23 protein-coding genes and 1 pseudogene are annotated in these 22,972 nt (G+C 69.0%); 7 read left to right on the top strand and 17 right to left on the bottom strand.

The window, feature by feature from the left end; genetic code table 11:
* The 8 genes from HV742_RS20680 to HV742_RS20715 form a co-directional block, all read right to left on the bottom strand.
* The coding region (locus tag HV742_RS20680; RefSeq protein ID WP_175146255.1) for a 4Fe-4S binding protein at positions 1-486 on the bottom strand (486 nt) is incomplete at its 3' end.
* A 74-nt stretch (positions 487-560) separates the two neighbouring features.
* Positions 561-1,514 (bottom strand): cytochrome-c oxidase, cbb3-type subunit III, encoded by a 954-nt coding sequence (gene ccoP / locus HV742_RS20685; protein WP_063584012.1) that lies wholly within the window; start codon positions 1,512-1,514, stop codon positions 561-563.
* Complete coding sequence (locus HV742_RS20690; protein ID WP_080977556.1) at positions 1,511-1,687, bottom strand: cbb3-type cytochrome oxidase subunit 3; 177 nt, start codon at positions 1,685-1,687, stop codon at positions 1,511-1,513. Before HV742_RS20690 ends, ccoP begins: the two co-directional genes overlap by 4 nt.
* Positions 1,687-2,415, bottom strand: a complete 729-nt coding sequence (gene ccoO / locus HV742_RS20695) for a cytochrome-c oxidase, cbb3-type subunit II (protein ID WP_063581321.1) — start codon at positions 2,413-2,415, stop codon at positions 1,687-1,689. The genes HV742_RS20690 and ccoO overlap by 1 nt, the downstream gene beginning before the upstream one ends.
* Before the next feature lie 10 nt (positions 2,416-2,425).
* Entirely contained in the window at positions 2,426-3,913 is a 1,488-nt protein-coding gene (ccoN, locus tag HV742_RS20700; protein ID WP_049072779.1) for a cytochrome-c oxidase, cbb3-type subunit I, read from the bottom strand.
* Between the two features lie 210 nt (positions 3,914-4,123).
* Positions 4,124-4,285, bottom strand: coding sequence for a cbb3-type cytochrome oxidase assembly protein CcoS (gene ccoS, locus HV742_RS20705; RefSeq protein WP_006390533.1), 162 nt, complete (start codon positions 4,283-4,285; stop codon positions 4,124-4,126).
* A complete protein-coding gene (locus HV742_RS20710) occupies positions 4,282-5,256 on the bottom strand; it encodes a P-type ATPase actuator domain-containing protein (RefSeq protein WP_049072778.1) in 975 nt (324 codons plus the stop codon). Before HV742_RS20710 ends, ccoS begins: the two co-directional genes overlap by 4 nt.
* Positions 5,257-5,440: 184 nt before the next feature.
* On the bottom strand, positions 5,441-6,709 hold the full coding sequence (locus HV742_RS20715; protein ID WP_068980057.1) for an adenosylmethionine--8-amino-7-oxononanoate transaminase: 1,269 nt from the start codon (positions 6,707-6,709) through the stop codon (positions 5,441-5,443).
* Positions 6,710-6,823: 114 nt separating this feature from the next.
* On the opposite strand from HV742_RS20715, the gene bioF reads away from it, so the two are divergent.
* The 3 genes and pseudogenes from bioF to bioD all read left to right on the top strand — a co-directional run bounded on the left by bioF (position 6,824) and on the right by bioD (position 10,098).
* Complete coding sequence (gene bioF, locus HV742_RS20720) at positions 6,824-8,008, top strand: 8-amino-7-oxononanoate synthase (protein WP_175146256.1); 1,185 nt, start codon at positions 6,824-6,826, stop codon at positions 8,006-8,008.
* The gene (locus HV742_RS20725) at positions 8,008-8,673 is read left to right on the top strand and encodes an alpha/beta fold hydrolase (RefSeq protein ID WP_175146257.1); all 666 of its coding nucleotides are present in this window, start codon (positions 8,008-8,010) and stop codon (positions 8,671-8,673) included. Before bioF ends, HV742_RS20725 begins: the two co-directional genes overlap by 1 nt.
* Positions 8,670-10,098, top strand: a pseudogene (gene bioD, locus HV742_RS32545) (dethiobiotin synthase). The gene HV742_RS20725 and the pseudogene bioD overlap by 4 nt, the downstream one beginning before the upstream one ends.
* A gap of 28 nt (positions 10,099-10,126) precedes the next feature.
* On the opposite strand, the gene HV742_RS20735 reads toward bioD, so the two are convergent.
* On the bottom strand, positions 10,127-10,891 hold the full coding sequence (locus HV742_RS20735; RefSeq protein ID WP_063584005.1) for an alpha/beta fold hydrolase: 765 nt from the start codon (positions 10,889-10,891) through the stop codon (positions 10,127-10,129).
* Positions 10,892-11,015: 124 nt separating this feature from the next.
* Between HV742_RS20735 and HV742_RS20740 the strand changes: the two genes are divergently transcribed.
* Complete coding sequence (locus tag HV742_RS20740) at positions 11,016-11,804, top strand: AraC family transcriptional regulator (protein ID WP_175146258.1); 789 nt, start codon at positions 11,016-11,018, stop codon at positions 11,802-11,804.
* A gap of 20 nt (positions 11,805-11,824) precedes the next feature.
* Here HV742_RS20740 and HV742_RS20745 read toward each other — a convergent pair whose 3' ends face one another.
* The 3 genes from HV742_RS20745 to HV742_RS20755 are packed head-to-tail and all read right to left on the bottom strand — an operon-like array spanning position 11,825 to position 13,562.
* Positions 11,825-12,664, bottom strand: coding sequence for an MBL fold metallo-hydrolase (locus HV742_RS20745; protein WP_175146259.1), 840 nt, complete (start codon positions 12,662-12,664; stop codon positions 11,825-11,827).
* A gap of 18 nt (positions 12,665-12,682) precedes the next feature.
* Positions 12,683-12,973, bottom strand: coding sequence for a hypothetical protein (locus HV742_RS20750; protein ID WP_437340596.1), 291 nt, complete (start codon positions 12,971-12,973; stop codon positions 12,683-12,685).
* Positions 12,974-13,016: 43 nt separating this feature from the next.
* Entirely contained in the window at positions 13,017-13,562 is a 546-nt protein-coding gene (locus HV742_RS20755) for a sugar ABC transporter (RefSeq protein WP_175146261.1), read from the bottom strand.
* A 141-nt stretch (positions 13,563-13,703) separates the two neighbouring features.
* Here HV742_RS20755 and HV742_RS20760 point away from each other — a divergent pair, with 141 nt between their 5' ends.
* Entirely contained in the window at positions 13,704-14,606 is a 903-nt protein-coding gene (locus tag HV742_RS20760) for a LysR substrate-binding domain-containing protein (RefSeq protein WP_175146262.1), read from the top strand.
* A gap of 117 nt (positions 14,607-14,723) precedes the next feature.
* Here HV742_RS20760 and aceA read toward each other — a convergent pair whose 3' ends face one another.
* Positions 14,724-16,043: an isocitrate lyase gene (aceA, locus tag HV742_RS20765; RefSeq protein WP_020929020.1), complete on the bottom strand. Its 1,320-nt coding sequence runs from the start codon at positions 16,041-16,043 to the stop codon at positions 14,724-14,726.
* 322 nt (positions 16,044-16,365) lie between these two features.
* Between aceA and queF the strand changes: the two genes are divergently transcribed.
* Positions 16,366-17,190 carry an NADPH-dependent 7-cyano-7-deazaguanine reductase QueF gene (gene queF / locus HV742_RS20770; protein ID WP_059273064.1) on the top strand — a complete coding sequence of 275 codons (825 nt, stop codon included), beginning with the start codon at positions 16,366-16,368 and terminating at the stop codon, positions 17,188-17,190.
* A gap of 72 nt (positions 17,191-17,262) precedes the next feature.
* Here queF and HV742_RS20775 read toward each other — a convergent pair whose 3' ends face one another.
* Together HV742_RS20775 and HV742_RS20780 are read right to left on the bottom strand one after the other, a co-directional pair.
* Positions 17,263-18,267, bottom strand: a complete 1,005-nt coding sequence (locus tag HV742_RS20775) for a cytochrome-c peroxidase (protein ID WP_049072765.1) — start codon at positions 18,265-18,267, stop codon at positions 17,263-17,265.
* A gap of 350 nt (positions 18,268-18,617) precedes the next feature.
* Positions 18,618-19,526: a LysR substrate-binding domain-containing protein gene (locus tag HV742_RS20780; RefSeq protein ID WP_049072764.1), complete on the bottom strand. Its 909-nt coding sequence runs from the start codon at positions 19,524-19,526 to the stop codon at positions 18,618-18,620.
* Positions 19,527-19,665: 139 nt separating this feature from the next.
* On the opposite strand from HV742_RS20780, the gene HV742_RS20785 reads away from it, so the two are divergent.
* On the top strand, positions 19,666-20,742 hold the full coding sequence (locus HV742_RS20785; RefSeq protein WP_054416395.1) for a tartrate dehydrogenase: 1,077 nt from the start codon (positions 19,666-19,668) through the stop codon (positions 20,740-20,742).
* A gap of 118 nt (positions 20,743-20,860) precedes the next feature.
* Here HV742_RS20785 and HV742_RS20790 read toward each other — a convergent pair whose 3' ends face one another.
* Positions 20,861-22,147: an MFS transporter gene (locus HV742_RS20790; RefSeq protein ID WP_059272135.1), complete on the bottom strand. Its 1,287-nt coding sequence runs from the start codon at positions 22,145-22,147 to the stop codon at positions 20,861-20,863.
* A 197-nt stretch (positions 22,148-22,344) separates the two neighbouring features.
* On the bottom strand, positions 22,345-22,917 hold the full coding sequence (gene pgsA / locus HV742_RS20795) for a CDP-diacylglycerol--glycerol-3-phosphate 3-phosphatidyltransferase (protein ID WP_049072759.1): 573 nt from the start codon (positions 22,915-22,917) through the stop codon (positions 22,345-22,347).
* Positions 22,918-22,972: the final 55 nt, after the last annotated feature.

Genomic DNA, 22,972 nt, shown 5'->3' on the forward strand with positions numbered 1-22,972 from the left:
TTCATCCAGGCGGATGCGGGCGACGCGGTCGCCTTCGACCTTGCGCTCGATCCACATGAAGATCTCGGTGTAGACCGTCTGCGGACAGGCGTAGCCGCAGAACAGCCGCCCAGCCACCGCGGTGAACAGGAACAGCGCCAGCGCCGAGATCACCAGCAGCACCGCCAGGTAGACCACGTCCTGCGGCCACAGCACCAGGCCGAACAGGTAGAACTTGCGCGCGCCCAGGTCGAACAGCACCGCCTGGCGGCCGTTCCATTGCAGCCACGGCAGGCCGTAGAAGATCAGTTGGGTGAGGAAGACGAAGGCGATGCGCCAGCGCGCGAAGATGCCGCTGACCGAGCGCGGATAGATCTTGCTGCGCACGCCGGCCAGGGTCTGTTCCAGCGTTTCCTGGCCCGGACGCGGCGGCCGCACGTGCGGCCGCCAGGGTGGCGGGTCGCCGCCAGGCGGACTGCTGACGCTTGCGGTTGACCCATCATCCATGTGCTGCTCCGTGCGGTAAGTCCATGCGATATGGGGGCTGCCGTCGCGGCCTGCCCCCACCTATGTGGCGACGCCTAGTTGGCCGAGGCGGCGGCCGAGGCTGGTTGCGGTTGCGCGTCCGGCTTGTTCGACAGGCCCCAGACCCATGCCGTCAGGATCTTGATCTGTTCCGGGGTCAGAATGTCGCCGTGCGCCGGCATGCGGTTCTCGCGCCCATCCAGGATGGTCTTGACGATGGTGGCTTCCGAACTGCCATAGAGCCAGACGTCATCGGTCAGGTTGGGCGCGCCCAGCGCCTGGTTGCCCTTGCCGTCGACACCATGACAGGCCACGCAGAAATTGGCGAACTCGCGCTTGCCGCGGAACACCCGGACCGGGTCGGCCGTCAGGCCCGACAGCGAACGCACGTACTGCGCGATGTCGCCGGCGGTCTTGGGGTCGATGGCCGACTTCCAGGGCGGCATCACGCCGATGCGGCCATTGGTGATGGTCTGCATGATGGCCTCGGGCGAGCCGCCGTGCAGCCAGTCGCCGTCGGTCAGGTTGGGGAAGCTGGGGCCGCCTTTGGCGTCCGAACCATGGCACTGCGAGCAGGTGTTCAGGAACAGGCGCTGGCCGATTTCACGGGCGCCCGGATCCGCGGCGATCTGCGGCACCGTCATGGTCTCGAAACGCGCATAGATCGGGCGCACGGCCTCGGCCATTTTGGCCTGTTGCTGCGCCACCTCGTTGGCACTGCTGTAGCCCAATTGGCCCTTGTACGACCCCAGGCCCGGCATGAAGAACAGGTAGCCCAGCGCGAAGGCGCAGGCCAGCAGGTACATCCAGGTCCACCAGCCGGGCACCGGGTTGTTCAGTTCGGTGAGGTCGCCGTCCCAGACGTGGCCGGTGTCCTCGACCTGGCCGTTGGCCGGCTTGGTGCTGAGCCAGCGGCGCTGCGTGTACAGCAGCCACACACACCACACCACGCCGCCGACGGCGACGATCGAGATGAAATACCCCCAGAAGCCATTGACGAAATCGCTCATGACCGATCCGCTCCATCTTGTTGTGCCGGCCCGAACTCATCGGGCAGCGCGAACGGCAGCATGGCCGATTCGCTGTTGGCATGCTGGCGGCCGCGCGAGCAGGCCCACCAGACGATGCCGAAAAAGGTTGCCATCGAAATGGCGGTGACGATTGCGCTCAGCAAAGCCATGATCAGCCTCCCGACGCCGCGGGTTGCGTAGCGGCGGCCGCCGGCTGCGCGGCCTTGCGGGCTTCCTCGGCCTTCTTGGCCTCTTCCGCCTTTTTGGCCTGCTGCGCCTTGCGCACGCCCACGCCCAGCCCCTGCAGGTAAGCCACCAGCGCGTCCTCTTCGGTCTTGCCCTCGATGGCCTTGGGCGCCGCGGCGATCTCTTCGTCGGTGTACGGCACGCCCAGGGCCCGCAGCGCGCGCATGCGCTGGTCGACGTTCTGGCCGGTGATCACGGTCTTCTCCAGCCACGGATAGGCCGGCATGTTGGACTCGGGCACCACCTGGCGCGGGTTGCGCAGGTGGATGCGGTGCCAGTCGTCGGAATAGCGCTCGCCCACGCGCGCCAGGTCGGGACCGGTGCGCTTGGAGCCCCACAGGAACGGATGGTCGAACACCGACTCCGAGGCCAGCGAGTACGAGCCGTAGCGCTGCACTTCGGCGGCCAGCAGGCGCACCTGCTGCGAGTGGCAGCCGACACAGCCTTCGCGGATGTAGACGTCGCGCCCCATCAGGCGCAGCGGGCTGTAGGGCTCGACCCCCGCCACCGGCTGCGTGGTGCTGTGCTGGAAGAACAGCGGCACGATCTGCACCAGCCCGGCGAAGGACACCACCAAGATGCTGGCGATGATCATCCAGCCGATGTTCTTCTCGAGCGTCTGGTGAGAGAAAAAGCCTTGTTGCTTGTTGGCCATGATGTCCTCGTCAAACGGTGGCCGGCGCGGGCGCGGCGACAGCCGGCGCGCGGGTGGTGTGGGGATCGTCCTGCGGGATGGCGGGGTTGACCGCCTGCGCGCCGCGCACCGTCTTCCACACGTTCCAGGCCATGACCAGCACGCCCGACAGGAACAGCGCCCCGCCCAGCAGACGGATCAGGTAGTACGGCACCCGCGTCTTGAGTTCTTCGACGAAGCTGTAGACCAGCGTGCCGTCGGCGGCGGTGTCGCGCCACATCAGGCCCTGCTGCACCCCGGCGATCCACATCGCGGCGATGTACAGCACCACGCCGATGGTGGCGATCCAGAAGTGCAGCTCGATGGCCTTGACGCTGTACATCTTCTCGCGGCCATACAGGCGCGGGATCAGGTAGTAGAGCGAGCCGAACGAGATCATCGCGACCCAGCCCAGGGCGCCGGAGTGCACGTGGCCGATGGTCCAGTCGGTGTAGTGCGACAGGGCGTTCACGGTGCGGATCGACATCATCGAGCCTTCGAACGTGGCCATGCCGTAGAACGACAGCGCGGTCACCATGAACTTCAGGATCGGATCGGTGCGCAGCTTGTACCAGGCGCCCTGCAGCGTCATGATGCCGTTGATCATGCCGCCCCACGACGGCGCCAGCAGGATCAGCGAGAACGTCATGCCCAGCGACTGGGTCCAGTCGGGCAGCGAGGTGTACAGCAGATGGTGCGGACCGGCCCACATGTAGGTGAAGGCCAGCGCCCAGAAGTGGACGATGGACAGGCGGTACGAATAGATCGGACGGCCGGCCTGCTTGGGCACGAAGTAATACATCATGCCCAGGAAGCTGGTGGTCAGGAAGAAGCCCACCGCGTTGTGGCCGTACCACCACTGCACCATGGCGTCCTGCACGCCGGCGTAGGCCGAGTAGGACTTCCACAGCGTCACCGGCATCTCGATGTTGTTGAAGATGTGCAGGATGGCGATGGTGAGGATGTACGAGCCGAAGAACCAGTTGGCCACGTAGATGTGCTTGGAGCGGCGCTTGATGATGGTGCCGAAGAACACGATGGCATAGGCCACCCAGACCAGCGTGATCAGGATGTCGATGGGCCATTCGAGTTCGGCGTATTCCTTGCTGCTGGTGTAGCCCAGCGGCAGGGTGATGGCGGCGGCCACGATGACCGCCTGCCAGCCCCAGAACGTGAACGCGGCCAGCTTGTCACAGAAAATGCGGGTCTGACAGGTGCGCTGGACCACGTAGTACGAGGTTGCGAACAGCGCGCTGCCGCCGAAGGCGAAGATCACGGCGTTGGTGTGCAGCGGACGCAGGCGGCCGTAGCTGAGCCAGGCGGTGTCGAAATTCAACTGAGGCCAAATCAGCTGCGCGGCGAGAAAAACGCCCACAGCCATGCCGACAATGCCCCAGACCACGGTCATGAGCGCGAACTGCCTCACGATCCTGTAGTTGAAGGTGTCGGCCTTGCTTGCGATTGCGGCGCAATCGTTCATCACCCTTCCCCCAAACAAAAAGAAACAAGTAGCTCCAGGTTTCAATGATGGGGGGTCGCGGGTAAAGCGGGGTTGATGTGCGTCAAACCCCATTGCTCGCGCAGGGGAACCCGCGGCGCGGCGGCAACGTCGATGGCGCGGACGCCGGCCAAGGCCGGGCGGGCGGCCAGCGAACGGCCGCCGCGAGACGCCTGGAGGGATCGCGCGATCCTAGCCGCGCGAGGCCGGCCCGCTATCGTCGTCGCGCAGGATGGCGGTGCCGGCGTTGTCGGTGTCGTCGTATTGGCCGTTGAACACGGCCCACCACAGCGACACGCCGATCGCCAGCACGAACAGCAGCGACAGGGGCAGCAACAGGTAGAGGATGGTCATGGCGCGGCTTCCAGCGCGCCGTCGGGCGCCGGGCTGCCGGACCAGTCGCGGCGCGACAGCCGCCACGAGTTGTAGGCCACCGCCAGCGACGACAGCAGCATGGTGATGGCCGCCAGCCAGGGCGTGACCCAGCCGACCAGCGCCAGCGGCGTCATCAGCAGGTGCCAGGCCAGCGAGCCATGCAGGTTCTGGCGCGCCTTGCGTTGCGCCTCGGCCAGCAGCGCGTCCAGCGCCGCGTCGGGCATGGACGGATGCGCCGCCAGCGCCGCATGGGCCGACGCCATGGCGGTGGGCACCGCCATCGACATGGCACAGGGACAGCTCATCACCAGCAGCGCCACCATCACCGGGATGCTGTGGGCCGGATCGATCCAGGCCCAGACCGCCGCCGCGCCCAGCGCCAGCGCCACCTGCGCCATGACGAAGCGCGAGGCCAGCCGGTCGGCGCCGGCGCCCAGCAGTTGGCGTTGCGCCTCGACCCGGGCGTGGCGCTGGCCGCCGGCGCTGCCGCCGAACGACTGGCGCGCGCACAGTTCCAGGTAGCGCGCCGTCAGCAGGAAGGCCACGAACATGGTGACCGAATCGAAATAGACCTCGCCGTGGCCGGTGTAGGTGGCGTGCACGCTGGGAATGAAGGCGGCGACGATGCCCAGCGCCACCGGCACGTCCATGCCGGCGCGGCCCTGGCGCAGGTTGGCGCCGGCGTGGCGCCAGATCGGCCAGGCCGAATACAGCACCACCGGCACCGTCAGGGCCAGGCTGGCCCAGTTCATCAGCACGATGGCCCAGTCGAGCGTATCAAGGGCGTCCTTGGGGATGCCCTCGTGGCGCAGGTAGCCCGGCCAGGCGAACATCATCACCTGCATCATCGCCAGCCACGCCAGCGACAGGCGCACCAGCGCATGCCGGCGCTGCTGGCGCTCGGCGTCGGACAGGGATGGCGGGACGGCGAAGATGGATTTTGCTCGCATGCGCCGATGCTACCCAGCGCCGCCGGCGCTCGCCTTGACCTGGATCAAGGCACGCCGGGCGATTTGCCCGGGCACGGCGCGCGGCGGCCTTGCAGAATTGCCGTCCCACAAGCGCAGGCGCGGCATTGCCAGAGGATCCGCGAAAGCTCCCCTGGCCCGCGGGGCCGCCCGCTGGCGCCCGCCTTCAGGGCCGTTGGGCGCGCAGCACGGCGATCACCGCCCGCATCAGCGTGTCCAGCTCGTCCGGGGCGATGGTCAGCGCCGGCGTCAAATACACCACATTGCCGAACGGCCGCACCCAGACGCCGGCCTCGACCAGGCGGCGCTTCAGGGCCTCGCGGTCGTCGATGCGGTCCAGCTCGACCACGCCGATCGCGCCCAGCACCCGCACGTCGCGCACCCAGGCCAGCTCGCGGCACGGCGCCAGCCCCGCCGCCAGGGCGGTCGACAGCGCCCGCGCCTGCGCCAGGCGCGGCTCGCTCTCGAACAGGTCGAGCGACGCATTGGCGGCGGCGCAGGCCAGCGCGTTGCCCATGAAGGTCGGGCCGTGCATCAGGGCGTGCGAGGGATCGTCCGACCAGAAGGCGTCGAACACCCGGCTGCTGGCCACCGTGGCGGCCAGCGGCAGCGTGCCGCCGGTCAGCGCCTTGGACAGCGTGATGATGTCGGGGCGGATGCCGGCCTGCTCGAACGCGAACAGGGTGCCGGTGCGGCCGAAGCCGGTGAAGATCTCGTCGAAGATCAGCAGCAGGCCATGGCGGTCGGCCAGCCGGCGCAGCCGCCGCAGCACCTCGGGGTCGTGCAGCAGCATGCCGCCGGCGCCCTGCACCAGCGGTTCGACCAGGATGCCGGCCAGTTGCGGGCCGCGCGTCTCCAGGAAGGCGTCGAGCCGGGCCATGGCGGCGTCGTCGCGCGGCAGGTCGACAATGTCGTGCTCGGCCAGCATGCCGCGGAACAGGCTGTGCATGCCCTCGTCGGGGTCGCACACCGCCATGGTGCCGAAGGTGTCGCCGTGGTAGCCGCCGCGAAAGGCCAGGAAGCGGCTGCGGCCGCGCTCGCCCTGGTTGAGCCAGAACTGTACCGCCATCTTCATGGCGACTTCCACCGCCACCGAGCCGGAGTCCGTGTAGAACACGCGGTCCAGCCCCGGTCCCAGCAGGGCCGCCAGGCGCCGCGCCAGGGTCAGCGCGGGTTCATGGGTCAGGCCGCCGAACATGACGTGCGGCATGGCGTCCAGCTGCGCCCGCACCGCCTGGGCGATATGCGGGTGGTTGTAGCCGTGGCAGGCGGTCCACCAGGACGCCACGCCGTCGATCAATTGGCGGCCGTCGGCCAGCTCCAGGCGGCTGCCGTGGCTGCGCACCACCGGCAACGGCGGCGTCGCGGTCTTCATCTGGGCGTAGGGCTGCCAGATATGCGGCTGGCCCCGGGCCACCCAGTCAGGCGTCTGCATGTTTCACCTCCACTACAATGGCTCGCATTCTACGGCCGGGGGCCTGACGGCGCTGTTAACGGCCGCGGCCCGACCGCGGGACGCCCCCGCCGCCGGCCGCCGCAGGAAATCGTGATGTCCAAGCTGGATCCCCTCTTTTCTTCCGAACTGGCGCAAGCCGAATCGCGCCGCGTGCGGCGCCGGCTGCGCACCGCCGCCGCCGCGCCCGCCGGCCGCATCGCGCTGGACGGCGTCCCGGCGCTGAACTTCTCCAGCAACGACTACCTGGGCCTGTCCAAGCACCCGCTGCTGATCGAGCGCTCGCGCGAATGGGCCGCCCGCCACGGCGCCGGCGCGCAGGCCTCGCGGCTGGTGTGCGGCAATCTCGACCTGCACGAGCAGGTCGAGGCCAAGCTGGCCCGCCTGAAGGGCACCGAGGCCGCGCTGCTGCTGGCCTCCGGCTGGCAGGCCAACGCCGCCGTGCTGCCCGCGCTGCTGCGCGCGGCCGCAGGCCAGGGCGAGGTGCAGGTCTACGCCGACAAGCTCAACCACGCCAGCCTGCACCACGGCTGCCAGGCGGCGGGCGTGCGGCAGATCCGCTTCCGCCACAATGACCTGGACCACCTGGAAGCCTTGCTGGCGGCGCGCGCCGACCCGTCAGCGCGGCCCGCCGCGCGCTTCATCATCACCGAAAGCGTCTTCAGCATGGACGGCGACCGCACCGACGTGGCGCGGCTGGCGGCGCTGGCCGAGCGCTACCAGGCCTTCGTCTACCTGGACGAAGCCCACGCCACCGGCGTGCTGGGACCGGGCGGCATGGGGCTGGCGGGGCTGGCGCCGGGCGGTATCGACCTGGCCATGGGCACCTTCAGCAAGGCGCTGGGCGGCTTCGGCGCCTACGTGGCCGGCTCGCGCGCGCTCTGCGACTACCTGGTCAACGCCTGTTCGGGTTTCATCTACACCACCGCCCTGCCGCCTTCCGTGCTGGGCGCGATGGACGCCGCGCTCGACCTGGTGCCGACGCTGGACGCCGAACGCGCCCGGCTGGCCGCCTCGGGCGAACGCCTGCGCGCCGCGCTCCGCGGCCTGGGCGTGGACAGCGGAGACTCGTCCACCCAGATCGTGCCCGCCATCGTCGGCGACGAGGCCCGCGCCCTGGCGCTGGCGGCGGCGCTGGAACAACGCGGCCTGCTGGCCGTGGCGATCCGCCCGCCCACCGTGCCGGCCGGCACCAGCCGCCTGCGCATCGCCCTGAGCGCGGCACACCGCGACGCCGATGTCGACCAACTGATCGACGGCCTGACGGCCACGCTCGCCTGATGCCGGCCGCCGCTCCTGTCCGCCCCACCCTGCTGTTCGTGCATGGCTGGGCCTTCGACGCCGCATTCTGGGGGCCGCTGGCCGCCGCGCTGGCCGACTGGCCGCAGGCCATGGCCGACGCCGGCTATTTCGGTCCGGCCCATACGCCCGCGCCCGCCGGCCCGGTGCTGGCCATCGGCCACTCGCTGGGCGCGCTGCGGCTGCTGGGCGAACCGCCGCCCGGCTGCCTGGGCCTGGTGGCGATCAACGGCTTTGCCCGCTTCGGCGCGGCCGCCGACTTCCCCGAAGGCGTGCCGGCCCGCATGCTGGACCGCATGTTGAACCGCCTGGCGGCGCAGCCCGAAACCGTGCTGCGCGATTTCCGCCAGCGCTGCGGCGACACCAGCGCCATCGGCGTCCCCCAGGTCGAACCGCTGGCGCGCGACCTGCGGCTCCTGCGCGACGCCGACCAGCGCGCCGCGCTGGCGGCGCTGCCGGTGCCGCTGCTGGCGCTGGCGGGCGCGGCCGACCCGATCGCCACCGCGCCGATGACGACGGCGGGCTTCGGCGCCGCCATCGAGATCCACTGGCGGGAGCACGGCGGCCACCTGCTGCCGCTGACCGACACCGACTGGTGCGCGCGGCGCATCCGCGCCTTCCTGGCCCGCGTGGCGCCCGCCGCATGAGCGCCCACCTGCGCAATGCCCGGGTCGGCGCGCGCTTCGGCGCCGCCGCCGCGCACTACGACGACCATGCCCCCGCCCAGCGCATCACCGCCGGACGGCTGGCCGACGCGATCGGCCGGCTGCCGCTGCCGCCGCATCCGCGCATCCTGGAGATCGGCTGCGGCACCGGCCTGCTGACGCGGGCGCTGGCCGCCCGGCTGGGGCCGGCGGACTGGACCGTGACCGACATCTCGCCCGCCATGCTGGCGCGGGCGCGACAAGGTCCGCCGCTGCCCGGCACCGCCCGCTACCAGGTGCTGGACGGCGAGCACCCCCGGGACCTGCCGGGCGGGTATGACCTGATCTGCTCCAGCCTGGCGGTGCAGTGGTTCGCCGACCTGAACGGCGGCCTGGGCCGCCTGGCCGGCCTGCTCGCGCCCGGCGGTCACCTGGCGGTGGCGACGCTGGCCGAAGGCACGTTCGAGGAATGGCGCGCCGCCCATGACGCCGTCGGCCTGGTCGCCGCCACGCCACGCTATCCGCCGAGCGGCGCCATCCGTCCGGCCATGGCCGATCTGGCCGGTGGCGTGCACAGTGAACGGCTGATACAAGATCATCCTGACGGCCTGCATTTCCTGAAGGCGCTCAAGGGCATCGGCGCCACCACGCCCGCGCCCGGCACGGCGCCGCTGGGCCCGGCCGCATTGCGGCGGGTGCTGGCGCAGTTCGACCAACAAGGCGCCACGGTGACCTATCACCTGGCCTATGGAATCTGGAAGAAACATGACTGACTCCCGCGCCCACGGCGTATTCGTCACCGGCACCGACACCGGCATCGGCAAGACCCTGGTCTCGGCCATCCTGGCGCGCGCCTGGCAGGCCGACTACTGGAAGCCGGTGCAGACCGGCGTGGCCGAGGAGCCGGGTGACACCGAGACTGTCGCGCGCCTGGCGCAGTTGCCGCCCGAACGCCTGCACCTGCCGGCCTACGTGCTGCAGGCGCCGCTGTCGCCGTGGGCCGCCGCGCCGCTGGAAGACGCGGTGATCGACGCCACCGCCATCGTGCCGCCCGCCACGACCGCGCCCCTGATCGTCGAAGGGGCCGGCGGCCTGTACGTGCCGATCGACGACAGCCACATGATGATCGACCTGATCGCGCGCCTGGGCATGCCGGTGGTGCTGGCCGCGCGCAGCGGCCTGGGCACCATCAACCACACCCTGCTCAGCCTGGAGGCGCTGCGCCGCCGCGCCATCCCGGTGCTGGGCGTGATCATGAGCGGCCCGCTGTCGGCCGGCAATCGCGAGGCGATCGAACGCTTCGGCAATGTGCGCGTGCTGGCCGAGATCCCCCCGCAGGACCGCGTCGACGCGGCCGCCGTCGAGGCGCTGGCGCGCGCCGTGCCGCCGCTGGCGGAATGCCTGGCGGCGATGCGCGCCGCCGGTTGACGGCAACGGACTGACCGCAGCGCCGCGCTCAGTCCCCGGCGGCGGTCCGCAGGAAGCGCTCAATGGCCGCCGCCAGCGCCAGCGGCGTTTCATTCATCGGATAGTGCCCGGCATTGGCCAGCACCTCGACTGTCGTGCGCGGATAGCGCCGCGCATAGGTCGCGGCCATCAGCGCCGGCGTGAACACGGGATCGTGCTCGCCCACCAGGGCCAGCACCGGATGGCGGCCGTCGATGCGGTCGCTGAAATCGGTGCCAACCCACGCGGGCAGGTACGCGGCGAACGCGGCGGCCGACGAATGCGCGGCGGAATAGTCGGCCTTCCACGCCACCCATGCCGCCGGCAGGCGCCCGCCGGTGCTGCGGTCGATGATGGCGCGGCGCGCGGCCAGGTCCGCGGCCGCGCCGTCGAACAGCGCGCGCGTGGCCGGCGCCATGGCCACGCCGCCGCACGGCACCGGGGCCACCGCCACCAGCGCGCGCACCCGCTCGGGCGCCAGCGCCGCGACCCGCTCGATCGCCATGCCGCCCATCGAATGGCCCACCAGGCTGAAGCGCTCGAACCCCAACGCGTCGGCCAGCGCCAGCGCGTCGGCGGCGATCTCGTCGATCGAATGTTCGCCGGCCGCCTCGCGCATGCCGCCGTAGCCGCGGTAGTCCATGAAGACGTAGCTGAAGTCCGCGCCCGACAGCCAGGGTTCGATCGGTTCGAAGGCGCGCGCGTCGCCGAACCAGCCGTGCAGCACGATGACAGGATGCGGGCCGTGGCCCACGCGATGGAAAGTGTTGGCCATGTCGGCTCCTGGGATCTGGCGATGCGCCGCCGGGGCGGCGGACGCGATTGGCAATGCCGACATCCTAGGCCCGGCAAAGCCGGCCCGCCTTCGATATCGGGTCATCCGCTGTAGAATCCAGGCCATGCGCAATACCCTGGTCGACCCCTACGAGGACATTCCGCGCGATGTGGTGGTGACGGCCTGCGACTACCCGGCCGGCCTGACCTTCCCGCTGCACGCCCACCGCCGCGGCCAGTTCGCCTACGCCGCGCGCGGCGCCATCAGCGTGGCCACGCCGACGGGCCGCTGGCTGGTGCCGCCGCAACGCGCCTGCTGGGTGCCGGCGGGCATGGATCACCAGATGACCATGAGCGGCGCGGTGACCATGCTCAACACCTTTCTCACCGCGCGCGCCGCGCAGGACCTGGGCCTGCCCGCCGAATGCCGGGTCCACGCCGTCTCGCCGCTGCTGCGCCACCTGCTCGATGAAGCCATCGACCTGCCCGCGCTCTACGACCTGGACGGCCGCGCCGGCAAGCTGATGGCGCTGCTGGCGGCCGAAATCGCCGCCATGCCGGCGCTGTCGCTGCACGCGCCGCTGCCCGCCGACCCGCGCCTGGCGCGCGCCTGCCGCGCGCTATGGGCGGCGCCGTCGATCACGACGGACCTTGACACGATGGCGGCCGCGGCCGGCATGAGCCGGCGCACCTTCACCCGCCAGTTCCGCGCCGAAGCCGGCATCAGCTTCGGCGCCTGGCGCCAGCAGGCCTGCCTGCTGGCCGCCATCGAGCGCCTGAGCCAGGGCCAGCCCGTCACCCGCGTCGCGCTGGACCTGGGCTACGCCAGCGCGAGCGCCTTCACCAGCGCGTTCCGGCGCGCGCTGGGCCAGGCGCCCAGTGCCTACCTGGCCTCGAACGGCCGCGCCGCCTGAAACAACCGGGGCCGTCCCACTCAGGTCTCGTAGGCGATGCGGTAGCCGTCGCCCTGGCGCGCGATACGGGCAAAGCCGGGTTCGCCAAGATGCATGCCGGCGATCAGGAGTCCGTCCGCGCTGACGATGTCCAGCAGCGCCGAGCGCGTGTCGGCGGCCAGGGTCGGATCCTGGTCGAAGGCGATCGACACATCGGGGCGCGCGATCTGGATCTGCGGAAAATGCACGATGTCCCCCCAGACCAGCACACTCCGTCCGTCGGACTCGATACGGAAGCCGGAATGCCCGGCGGTATGCCCTGGCAGGGGCACCGCGTCGATGCCGGGCAGGACCTCGCGGCCCGTGAACGTGCGCATCCTGGCTCGATACGCGCCGAACACCTTGCGGGCGAACTGGAAGTTGCCGCGTGCGCGCTCGCTGGCCCGCGCGAGATTGCCATCGTCTTGCCAGAACGCCACCTCCCGCGCATGCACAACCAGCTCGGCCCGCGCAAAGACTTCCCGCCCCGCGGCATCCAGCAATCCGCCAATGTGATCGGGATGCGCGTGGGTCAGCAGCACCGTATCGACGTCGCCGGGTTGCACGCCGGCCAGCGCCAGGTTGGCCAGGAGCTTGCCGCCCCATTGCTTGAATCCGCCCGCGCCCGCATCGATCAGCAGCGTGCGGCCCCTGCCCCGCACCAGATAGCCATTGATATGGATGGCGCCGGGGTCGGAGACGCCCGCGTCGCGCTGCAGCCTGGCGGCATCCTCCGGGTCGATGTTGGAGAGCGATTCAAGGGCGGCGGACAGGTATCCGTCACTGATGGCGGTGATCGAAAACTCACCGATCCGCAGGCTTGGCAAGGTCATGGGTGGCATGGCGATCCTCCAGAATGCTCAATGGCGCGCATGGATGGCTCCTGCCGCATGGCCGAAGCAGCGGATGCGCGCGGTCAGCCCCGTGATGCGCAGGATGGTCTCATCCACCCCCGCCATGAAGGCCTCCATCACGGCGGGCGGGCGGAACGGTTCGAGCCGGAATTGGACTTCCGCGAACGCCGGAAGTCCGCGCCCGGGGTGCACCGCCAGGTAGATGATGTGCACGTTCTCCAGCGCCGCGCCGAGCACGTCAACGCACAGCGCTGTGCATGCCTCGGCCAACTCCGCCAGATCGCGGTCGGCCGGCATGCATGGCGCCGCGAAGAAAAATGTCACGTTGGGCATGGCGGCGCTACTTCGACGCATCGCGTCCGGCCCCGCGCGCATTCGTCAGCTGTGCCGTCATCGGCGCATAGCGGTGCACGCCGGACGGCAATGCGGGGGCTTCGATATTCGCGCCACGCGGGCACTTCGCCAGCCACCGGTGGCCGGGCGATTTGTCCAGCGCCACGGCGCGCATGGCGGCGGGCGTCAGGCCCAGCGCGACCAGCGGCTCGGCGCCGACGTCACTCACCAGCAGGGTTTCGTCCGCGGCAATGGCGGGGGCTTGCGCCAGGCCGGCATAGAGATTGCGGTGCCAGTCCGTGATGTGCGGCTGCCAGCGGGCGAAGTTGCCGCCGCCCTTCTGCCGATACTCCTCGCCGAGCAACACCTCGAGCCCGGCGATCGAATGGACGGCGAGGTAGGTCGGGCAACCCGGGCTCAGCGCCTGAAAGCGCTGCGAGGTCTGGAAACCGCTCACGGAAATGAGCGCGGGCAGCTTTTTCAGGCTGTAGAAATCATTCCAGGCCCCTTCGCTGGCGGGGTCCGAGAAACTGCATTCGACGGTGTAGATCATGGGTTCGGTCGCGGCCGGCCATGTTTCGTGGCCGGCGCCTTGATTGAGGTTTCATCATGGTAGGGCCGGAAAAAGACGCCATAAAACGATTTTTCGGTATGCTTCAGTGAGCAAACATCAAGGCAAACCGGAACTCGCCCCATGCGCCGCAGGATTCCCAGCAATACTTCCTTAATGGCCTTCGAGGCGGCCGCCCGCCATGGCAGCTTCGCCCGCGCGGCCGACGAACTGGCCGTCACCGAAGGCGCCATCAGCCGCCAGATCGGCCGGCTGGAAGCCTTCCTCGGCGTTCCATTGTTCGAGCGGATCGGTAACCGCGTCCGGCTGCTGCCCAACGGCGCGCGCTACGCCGACCAGGTGCGCGAACTGCTCGACCGGCTGGATCGGGACAGCCAGTACCTGATCGGGCAACAGCAGGACAGCGCCAACCTTGACATCGCCACGGTGCCCACCTTCGCCATGCGTTGGTTGATTCCCCGCCTGCCGCGATTCCAGCGGCGGCACCCGAACATCGCCGTGCATCTGGCCGAGCGCCTGGAGCCGTTTGCCCTGGCCGGCAGCGGGTTCGACGCCGCCATCCATTTCGCGCATCCGGCCTGGACTGGAATGCATACGCAGCATTTGCTCGACGAAGTGCTGATCCCCGTGTGCCATCCCGCGCTGGTGGAAGGCGACGCCGGTCCGATGGCCCTGGACGCCCTGCCGCGACTGCATCGGCGGCAGAATCCGGACGCCTGGCAGCGGTTTGCGCGGGAAACCGGCATCCCCCTGGCCAACGCGGCGCTGGGCGTGCGCTATGACCTGCATGCCATGCTGATCGAAGCGGCATTGGCCGGCCTGGGCGTGGCGCTGGTGCCGCGCCTCTACGTGGAAACCGAAATCGCCATGGGCCGGCTGGTAGCGCCATGGCCCCAGGCAAAAACCGTCTCCAAGGCCTTCTGTCTGGTGCTCCCCGAACCGTTCACCCTGAGCCCGCCCCCTATCCAGGCGTTCACCGAATGGCTAAAGGAAGAAGCGGGTAACGCGGCGGCAGCCGGGCCGTAGGACGCCGCTCCCATCGCGCGACGGTGCCCGCCCAAAAAAAAGAGGGTGCCCGAAGGCACCCTGAATCCACCCTACAACAGCACTACAACTGCAACTGCACAATCAATCCCGTCCGGCTCAGGCGGCCTTCTGCTCCTTGCCGTGCTCGAACTGCGCCTCTTCGGTCGAACCGGTCAGCGCGGTGGTCGAGGACTGGCCGCCCTCGATGGTCTGGGTCACGGCGTCGAAATAGCCGGTGCCCACTTCGCGCTGATGCTTGACCGCGGTGAAGCCCAGGTCGGCGGCGGCGAATTCCTTCTGCTGCAATTCGACGAAGGCGCTCATCTGGCGGCGGGCGTAGCCGTGGGCCAATTCGAACATGCCGTAGTTCAGCGCGTGGAAGCCGGCCAGCGTGATGAACTGGAACTTGTAGCCCATGGCGCCCAGCTCGCGCTGGAACTTGGCGATGGTGGCGTCGTCCAGGTTCTTCTTCCAGTTGAACGACGGCGAGCAGTTGTACGCCAGCAGCTTGCCCGGGAACTGGCGATGGATCGCGTCGGCGAACTTGCGGGCGTATTCCAGATTGGGCGTGGAGGTTTCGCACCAGATCAGGTCGGCGTACGGCGCGTAGGCCAGGCCGCGCGAGATCGCCTGGTCAATGCCGGCGCGGGTGCGGAAAAAGCCTTCCACCGTGCGCTCGCCGGTGATGAAAGGACGGTCGTTCTCGTCCACGTCGCTGGTCACCAGGTCGGCGGCGTCGGCGTCGGTGCGGGCCAGCAGCACGGTGGGCGTGCCCATCACGTCGGCCGCCAGGCGCGCCGAGACCAGCTTGGCCACGGCTTCGCGGGTCGGCACCAGCACCTTGCCGCCCATGTGGCCGCACTTCTTCACGGACGCCAGCTGGTCCTCGAAGTGCACGCCCGAGGCGCCGGCCTCGATCATGGCCTTCATCAGCTCGAAGGCGTTCAGCACGCCGCCGAAACCGGCTTCGGCATCGGCCACGATGGGCGCGAAGAAATCGATGTAGCCCTCGTCGCCCGGGTTCTTGCCTTCCATCCACTGGATCTGGTCGCAGCGGGTCAGCGAGTTATTGATGCGGCGCACGACCTGCGGCACCGAGTTGGCGGGGTACAGCGACTGGTCGGGGTACATCTCGCCGGCCAGGTTGGCGTCGCCGGCCACCTGCCAGCCCGACAGGTAGATGGCCTTGAGGCCGGCCTTGACCTGCTGCATGGCCTGGTTGCCGGTCAGGGCGCCCAGCGAATTGACGAAAGGCTCGCTGTGCAGTTGCTCCCACAGGCGGGTCGCGCCGCGGCGGGCCAGGGTGTGCTCGACGGCGATCGAGCCGCGCAGGCGGATGACATCCTCGGCGCTGTAGTCGCGCTTGATGCCCTGCCAGCGGCTGTTCTCGGCCCAGTCTTTCTGCAGATTGCGGATTTCGGTTTCGCGGTGGCTCATGGTCATGCTCCTTGGTCTATGGCTGAAAAGGCAAGAAAACTTCGGGGTTGCATTGCGTGAATCGTTGGAGAAAGTCTATGCCTGTGCTGCGGAGCAATGTGGCCGCGCCTCTTATATAAGAGGAAAAATATTATTTATATAAATCAATAAGTTATTTCATTCATTCCGCATTACGGAACGCAATTGTCATCCGTGAAATGGCCTCGCGCGGCGGCGCAGCACGAACTTTCACATGCCGGGAGCAGCGTTTCATGATGCGAAAAATGAAGCGTTCGCAACCGCCTACAATGCGGTCATCTCCACGTTTTCCGACGACCTTTCCATGACGCTGTCTCACGGCCCGCTGGGCCAGAGCGTGACCTACGTCTCGCAATACGACCCCTCGCTGCTGTTCCCCATCGCCCGCGCCCACAACCGCGAGGCGCTCAACCTGGCGAGCGGGCCCCTGCCGTTCACCGGAGTCGATCTGTGGAACGCCTACGAGCTGTCCTGGCTCGACGCCAAGGGCAAGCCGCGGGTGGCGATGGCGACGTTCTCGGTGCCGGCCGACAGCCCCAACATCATCGAGTCCAAGTCGTTCAAGCTGTACCTGAATTCGTTCAACCAGACCCGGCTGGTCAACTCGGCCGCCCTGCGCGGCCGCCTGGAGCGCGACCTGAGCGCCGCCGCCGGCGCCCCCGTGGGGCTGGACTTCATCCTGCCGCAGCGCTTTGGCGAACTGCGCATGGGCGAATTGGACGGTATCTATATAGATAAGCTCGACATCGAGATCGACACCTACGAGCCGGCGCCCGAGCTGCTGCGCACGCGCGCCGGCGAGGTGGTCGAGGAAACCCTGTGCTCGCGCCTGCTCAAATCCAACTGCCCGGTGACCGGCCAGCCCGACTGGGCCAGCGTGCAGGTCCGCTACCGCGGCAAGCCGATAGACCGCGAGTCGCTGCTGCGCTACGTGATCTCGTTCCGCCAGCACGCCGAGTTCCACGAGCACTGCGTGGAACGCATCTTCACCGACATCATGCAGGCCTGCGCGCCCGAGCAACTGACGGTCTATGCGCGCTACACGCGGCGCGGCGGGCTGGACATCAACCCGTGGCGCAGCAACGTCGAGACGGCGCCGCCGGCTGACGTGCGCACGGTGCGCCAGTAAAAACGGTCGTCGTCCGCCCCGACGCGAACGACGCCCTTCACGGGCGGCTCCCCCGACGACGCCGCCCCCTCCCTACTTCACGAACGGCGCCGGCCGCGGCGTGTCGTCCGCCGACGGCGGCAGCAGCGGGTACTGGATCGCCGGCTGGTCGCCCGTCAGGGTCTTCAGGAACGCCACGATCTGCGCGTTCTCGTCCGGCGTGAAGGTGCGGCCCAATTGCAGGCGGCCCATCACGTCCACCGCCTGCGTCAAGGTGGCGGCCTCGCCGTCATGGAAGTACGGATAGGTCAGCGCCACGTTGCGCAGCGTCGGCACCTTGAAGTTGAAGCGATCGGCGTCCTTGCCCGTGACGGCGGCGCGGCCCTCGGCCTTGTTGTCGGTCTGGTACGGCGCCACCAGCCCCATCTTCTGGAACGAGTTGCCACCCACCGCCACGCCGTTGTGGCACGCCACGCAGCCGCTGTTCTTGAACAACGTGTAGCCGGCCAGTTCCTGGACGGTCAGCGCCTTGTCGTCGCCCTTGAGCCACTGGTCGAAGCGCGAGTTCGGCGTCACCAGCGTTTCCTCGAAGGCGGCCAGCGCGCCCGTCACCTCGTCAATGGTGATGCCGTCCTTGCCGAACACCTGCTTGAACTCGGCGCGGTAGCCCGGAATGGAATTGAGCACCTGCACCGCCAGTTCATGGGTGGAGGCCATTTCCATCGGATTGGCGATCGGGCCGCCGGCCTGCTCGCGCAGGTCCTTGGCGCGGCCGTCCCAGAACTGGGCGATGTTCAGGCTGGAATTGAGCACCGTGGGCGAGTTGATCGAACCCTGCTGCCACTTGTGGCCGATCGACGCCTTCAGGTTGTCCGAGCCGCCCATGCCCAGGTTGTGGCAGGAATTACAGGAGATCGCGCCCGAGCGCGACAGGCGCGGGTCGAAGAACAGCTTCTTGCCCAGTTCCACTTTGGCCGGGTCCTTGACCACCGCCGCCTCGATCGGCTGGATCGGTTCCTGGCGAGGCGCACCCGACGCCTGGCCCGCCCATAGCGCAATGACGACACCCGCCGCGAGCATCGCGTGCTTCTTTCTCATGGCTTTCTCCTGTTGAAATAACCTTATCCTCAGCAAGGTCATTACAGCGGAGCGGGCCGGCGGGCGGCTTGCGATGCGTCAAGGGCGCCAGCGCGCCGTCTCGCCCCGCCAAGGCCGCTTGACCTGACGCAATCCGAACACGCCGACCTGTCGCCGCCCCATGCCCCGCCGCGGACGCGTGCATCGAGCGCGTGCATCGAGCGCGTGCATCGAGCGCGGACATCGATTCGCGGCCTCGATTAGCGGCCTCGATTAGCGGCCTAGATTAGCGGCCTAGAGGCCGCCTCGATAGGCGGCCCCGATTGGCTGCCTCGATCCGCCTGGCCAGCGCGCCGCGCGGGCCGATCGCGTCAGTCGTTCGCGTCAAGCTGGCGCAGATGCGCCTCCAGGAAATCCACGCACACGCGCACCTTGGCCGAAGCGTTCAGCCGCGCCGGATACACGGCCCAGATATTGGCCTCCTGGCGGTATTGCGGCAGCACCGGCACCAGCTTGCCGGCGGCGATCAGCGGCCCCACATCCCAGGCCGAGCGCAGAATGATGCCGCGGCCGTCCACCGCCCACTGCACCACCATCTCGCCATTGTTGGCCGACAGCGGTCCGCGCACCTTGACGGTGTGCTCGCGCTCGCCGCGCCGCATGCGCCAGACGCCGAAGGGATGGTCGCGCTCCTTGATCACCAGGCAATCGTGCGCCGCCAGGTCGTCCAGCTTGCGCGGCACGCCGCGTTCGGCCAGGTAAGACGGCGCGGCGCACAGCAGCCGGTGGTTGGCGGCAAGCTTGCGCGCGATCACGTGCGGCGCGATATCGTCGCCGACCCGCACGTCCAGGTCGTAGCCCTCGGCGGCCACGTCGACCAGCCGGTCGAACACCTCGAAGCGCACCTGCACCTGGGGATGGCGCGACACGAACGCCGACAGCGCCGGCGCCACCACTCGCCGCCCAAAGCCAAAACTGCTGCAGATGCGCAGCAGCCCGCGCGGTTCGCGGCGCGTGACGCCGACCTCTTCGACCAGGTGCTCGACGTCGTCCAGAATGCGCTGGGCCCAGTGGTAGACACGCTCGCCCGCTTCGCTGACGACCACGCGCCGCGTGGTGCGATGGAACAGCGGCGTGCCCAGGCTGGCTTCGAGCAGCCGGATGCGCTTGGTGACGTAGGCCGCCGACATGCCCAGGTCTTCAGCAGCCCGGGAAAAGCTGGAGGCGCGCACCACCGCGTTGAACACGCGCAGGTCGGCAGGCAGCAGGTCATTATTCATGATTCGTGCATATTCATTTCACGCGATGGATCATTGTAGATGGACTGTAGGCGCGCCTACCATGGCTGCCATTGCCTGCAACGCGCCCGATGGCGCGGCGCGGTGCGTTCTTTCCTCTTCCCTTTTCAGGTCGCTCTCCATGTCCCACGTTCACAAAATCGCAGCCATCGCCGGCGACGGCATCGGCAATGAAGTCCTGCCCGAAGGCCTGCGCGCCGTCGAGGCCGCCGCCCGCCGCTTCGGCCTGACGCTGCAGATCGACACCTTCCCCTGGGCCAACTGCGAGTACTACGCGCAGCACGGCGAGATGATGCCGCCCGACTGGAAGGAACAATTGCAGGGCTACGACGCCATCTACTTCGGCGCGGTCGGCTGGCCCGCCACGGTGCCGGACCACGTGTCGCTGTGGGGCTCGCTGTTGAAATTCCGCCGCGAGTTCGACCAGTACATCAACCTGCGGCCGGTCCGCCTGTTCGAGGGCGTGCCCTGCCCGCTGGCCGGCCAGCGCCCGGGCGACATCGATTTCTTCATCGTGCGCGAGAACACCGAGGGCGAGTACACCAACCTGGGCGGGCGCCTGTTCTCCGGCACCGAGCGCGAGATCGTGATCCAGGAATCGGTCTTCACCCGCCACGGCACCGACCGCGTCATGCGCTACGCCTTCGAGCTGGCCAACCGCCGCCAGCGCAAGCAGCTCACCATCGCCACCAAGAGCAACGGCATCGCCATCAGCATGCCGTGGTGGGACGAGCGCGCCGACGCCGTCGGCCAGCAGTATCCGGACGTCAAGACCGACAAGCAGCACATCGACATCCTGGCCGCGCGCTTCGTGCTGCAGCCGCAGCGCTTCGACGTGGTGGTGGCCTCCAATCTGTTCGGCGACATCCTGTCGGACCTGGGCCCGGCCTGCACCGGCACCATCGGCATCGCGCCCTCGGCCAATCTGAATCCGGAGCGCGCCTTCCCCTCGCTGTTCGAGCCGGTGCACGGCTCGGCGCCGGACATCTACGGCAAGGGCATCGCCAACCCGATCGCCATGATCTGGTCGGGCGCGCTGATGCTGCAGTTCCTGGGCAGCCAGGACGCGCACGACGCCATCCTGGCGGCCATCGAGCACTGCCTGAAGGACGGCCCGCGCACGCCCGACCTGGGCGGCAAGGCCCGCACCGAAGACATCGGCCGCGCCATCGCCGCCCATATCGAGGCACAAGGCTGATCCCGGGCGCGACAAACGCCCTCTCCCCCCGGGAGCGACGGCGAATCCGCCGTCCCCCAAAGCAGAACGCCGCCCGAGGGCGGCGTTCTGCTTGCGGCCATGGCGCGCGGCGGGCGTGTCAGGAACGCGCCGGCACCGCGGCGGCGGGATCCGCCCGGCGCGCCTGCACCGCGATCCACTGCGCCAGCAGCGCGGCGGCGGTGAATGCCACGCCCGCGCCGATCCACGGCCCCTGGCGCAACCCCGCGTCCAACAGCAGGCCGAAGGCCAGCGGCCCCAGCGCCGAGCCGACATCCATGCCGGAATACACCAGGCCATAGACCGAGCCGGTCGAGCCCTTGGGCGTCACCCGCCGGATCAGCATGTCGCGCGACGGCGCGGCCACGCCCGAGCAGAAACCGGCCAGCGCCACCACCGGCGCGGCGAACAGCGCCGGCACCAGGCCCAGGGCCAGCACCACCAGCGTCAGGCCGGCCAGGATCAGCGCCACCATCACCGTGCGTTCGGTGCGTGGATTGGCCGACACCAGGAAGCCGCCGGCCGCCATGCCCGCCGCCGACGCCACCATGTAGCCGGACAGCGCCGAGCTGGCCGCCACCTTGGACAGGTCGTACAGCTGGCCCAGCAGCGGAATGGTGTAGTTCTGCACCGATGACAGCGCGATCGAGGTGCAGGCGAAGAACAGGAACGCGCCCCACAGCGCCGGCTTGGACAGCAGCGTGGCCAGGGTCGTCAACACGCTTTCCTGCGGCTTGGGCGCGGCGCGCGCGCCGGCCTTGGCGTCGTCCGCCTGGGCCGGTTCCGCGCCGCCCAGCAGGTTGCGGCCGAGCACGGTCAGCAGCAGCACGAAGGCCACCAGCGCGGCCGCGCTGTAGGCCGCCACGCGCCAGTTCGCCAGCAACGTGATCGAGGTCATGAACACGGGCGTAAGCGCCCAGCCCAGGTTGCCGGTCAGGCCATGGGCCGAAAAGGCGTGGCCCAGGCGCGGCGCCGTGACGCGGTGGTTGATGATGGAATAGTCGGCCGGGTGGAACACCGAATTGCCGATGCCGCCGACCACGGCCGCCGCCATCAGCATGGGGTAGCCGGTGGCCGAGCCGATCAGCAGCCCCGACAGCACGAAACAGGCCAGGCCGAACCACAGCACCGGCCGCGCGCCGATGCGGTCCACCACGAAGCCGGACGAGGCCTGGCCAATGCCCGAGACCACGTAGAAGGTCGACACCAGCAGGCCAAGGCGGGCGAAGTCCAGCCCGAACTCGTTGCCAAGCGACACGTACAGCGACGGCAGGACCAGTTGGAAGAAATGCGACGAGGCGTGGGCCACGCCGATCAGGAGGATGATCTGCCAGTCGCGCCGGCGGACGGCGGCGTCCGAGGCCAGGGAGGATGCAGCGGTAGTCATTGCGCAAGGCCGCGGGCAGCGGCGAAAGGCGGCCGCCTGGGGCGGCGCGCGGGTTGTCTCCAGCAACGTCCGGCCGGGCCGGCGTTGTCCCTGTGGCGAATGCGGCGCGCGGCCGGGCCGGTCGCGGTCCACGCCCCGCCGGCTTCGCTCTTGGTCTGTCCTGGCGGCCCCGCACGCAAGCCGGGCCGCCGTGATGGTTACTGCGCTTTCTCGCGGATCGCGGGCCAGGCGCGCTGCAGGTAATACAGCATCGACCAGACCGTCAGCACCGCGGCAACGATGATCAGCACGTCGCCCAGCAGCTTGCTGGACACGCCGTAGATCGGCTGGTTGTACAGCAGGCACGGAATCGCCACCATCTGCGCGGCGGTCTTGAACTTGCCCAGCCGGTGCACCGCCACGCTGGCGCTGGCGCCGATCTTGGCCATCCATTCACGCAGCGCCGAAATGGTGATTTCGCGGCCGATGATGATGAGCGAAATGAAGGCATCGACGCGGCTCAGGTCCAGCAGCACGATCAGCGCGGCGCAGACCATCAGCTTGTCGGCCACCGGATCCAGGAACGCCCCGAACGCCGAGGTCTGGTTCCAGCGGCGCGCCAGCCAGCCATCGAACCAGTCGGTCAGGGCGGCGATGATGAAGGCCCAGGCGGCGAACGTGTCGCGCACCGGCACGGACAACCAGCTTTCAGGCAGGTAGAACAGCCCGACTACCAGCGGGATCATGGCGATACGCAGCCACGTCAGGATGATGGGTACGTTAATTGGCATAGTGTCCGTATGCTACATCAGCCGGGTTGCACTGGCTGTCTCGGGGCCGCCGGGC

Origin of the sequence: Achromobacter ruhlandii (assembly GCF_902859695.1) — a bacterium.
In the GTDB taxonomy this organism is placed as follows: domain Bacteria; phylum Pseudomonadota; class Gammaproteobacteria; order Burkholderiales; family Burkholderiaceae_B; genus Achromobacter; species Achromobacter ruhlandii.

Bases quoted from the DNA above. Each gene is read 5' to 3' on its own strand.
- ccoP (WP_063584012.1), bottom strand. From the start codon at position 1,514: ATGAGCGATTTCGTCAATGGCTTCTGGGGGTATTTCATCTCGATCGTC.
- ccoO (WP_063581321.1), bottom strand. From the start codon at position 2,415: ATGGCCAACAAGCAACAAGGCTTTTTCTCTCACCAGACGCTCGAGAAG.
- ccoN (WP_049072779.1), bottom strand. From the start codon at position 3,913: ATGAACGATTGCGCCGCAATCGCAAGCAAGGCCGACACCTTCAACTAC.
- ccoS (WP_006390533.1), bottom strand. From the start codon at position 4,285: ATGACCATCCTCTACCTGTTGCTGCCCCTGTCGCTGCTGTTCGTGCTG.
- HV742_RS20710 (WP_049072778.1), bottom strand. From the start codon at position 5,256: ATGCGAGCAAAATCCATCTTCGCCGTCCCGCCATCCCTGTCCGACGCC.
- HV742_RS20715 (WP_068980057.1), bottom strand. From the start codon at position 6,709: ATGCAGACGCCTGACTGGGTGGCCCGGGGCCAGCCGCATATCTGGCAG.
- bioF (WP_175146256.1), top strand. From the start codon at position 6,824: ATGTCCAAGCTGGATCCCCTCTTTTCTTCCGAACTGGCGCAAGCCGAA.
- HV742_RS20725 (WP_175146257.1), top strand. From the start codon at position 8,008: ATGCCGGCCGCCGCTCCTGTCCGCCCCACCCTGCTGTTCGTGCATGGC.
- HV742_RS20735 (WP_063584005.1), bottom strand. From the start codon at position 10,891: ATGGCCAACACTTTCCATCGCGTGGGCCACGGCCCGCATCCTGTCATC.
- HV742_RS20740 (WP_175146258.1), top strand. From the start codon at position 11,016: ATGCGCAATACCCTGGTCGACCCCTACGAGGACATTCCGCGCGATGTG.
- HV742_RS20745 (WP_175146259.1), bottom strand. From the start codon at position 12,664: ATGCCACCCATGACCTTGCCAAGCCTGCGGATCGGTGAGTTTTCGATC.
- HV742_RS20750 (WP_437340596.1), bottom strand. From the start codon at position 12,973: ATGCCGGCCGACCGCGATCTGGCGGAGTTGGCCGAGGCATGCACAGCG.
- HV742_RS20755 (WP_175146261.1), bottom strand. From the start codon at position 13,562: ATGATCTACACCGTCGAATGCAGTTTCTCGGACCCCGCCAGCGAAGGG.
- HV742_RS20760 (WP_175146262.1), top strand. From the start codon at position 13,704: ATGCGCCGCAGGATTCCCAGCAATACTTCCTTAATGGCCTTCGAGGCG.
- aceA (WP_020929020.1), bottom strand. From the start codon at position 16,043: ATGAGCCACCGCGAAACCGAAATCCGCAATCTGCAGAAAGACTGGGCC.
- queF (WP_059273064.1), top strand. From the start codon at position 16,366: ATGACGCTGTCTCACGGCCCGCTGGGCCAGAGCGTGACCTACGTCTCG.
- HV742_RS20775 (WP_049072765.1), bottom strand. From the start codon at position 18,267: ATGAGAAAGAAGCACGCGATGCTCGCGGCGGGTGTCGTCATTGCGCTA.
- HV742_RS20780 (WP_049072764.1), bottom strand. From the start codon at position 19,526: ATGAATAATGACCTGCTGCCTGCCGACCTGCGCGTGTTCAACGCGGTG.
- HV742_RS20785 (WP_054416395.1), top strand. From the start codon at position 19,666: ATGTCCCACGTTCACAAAATCGCAGCCATCGCCGGCGACGGCATCGGC.
- HV742_RS20790 (WP_059272135.1), bottom strand. From the start codon at position 22,147: ATGACTACCGCTGCATCCTCCCTGGCCTCGGACGCCGCCGTCCGCCGG.
- pgsA (WP_049072759.1), bottom strand. From the start codon at position 22,917: ATGCCAATTAACGTACCCATCATCCTGACGTGGCTGCGTATCGCCATG.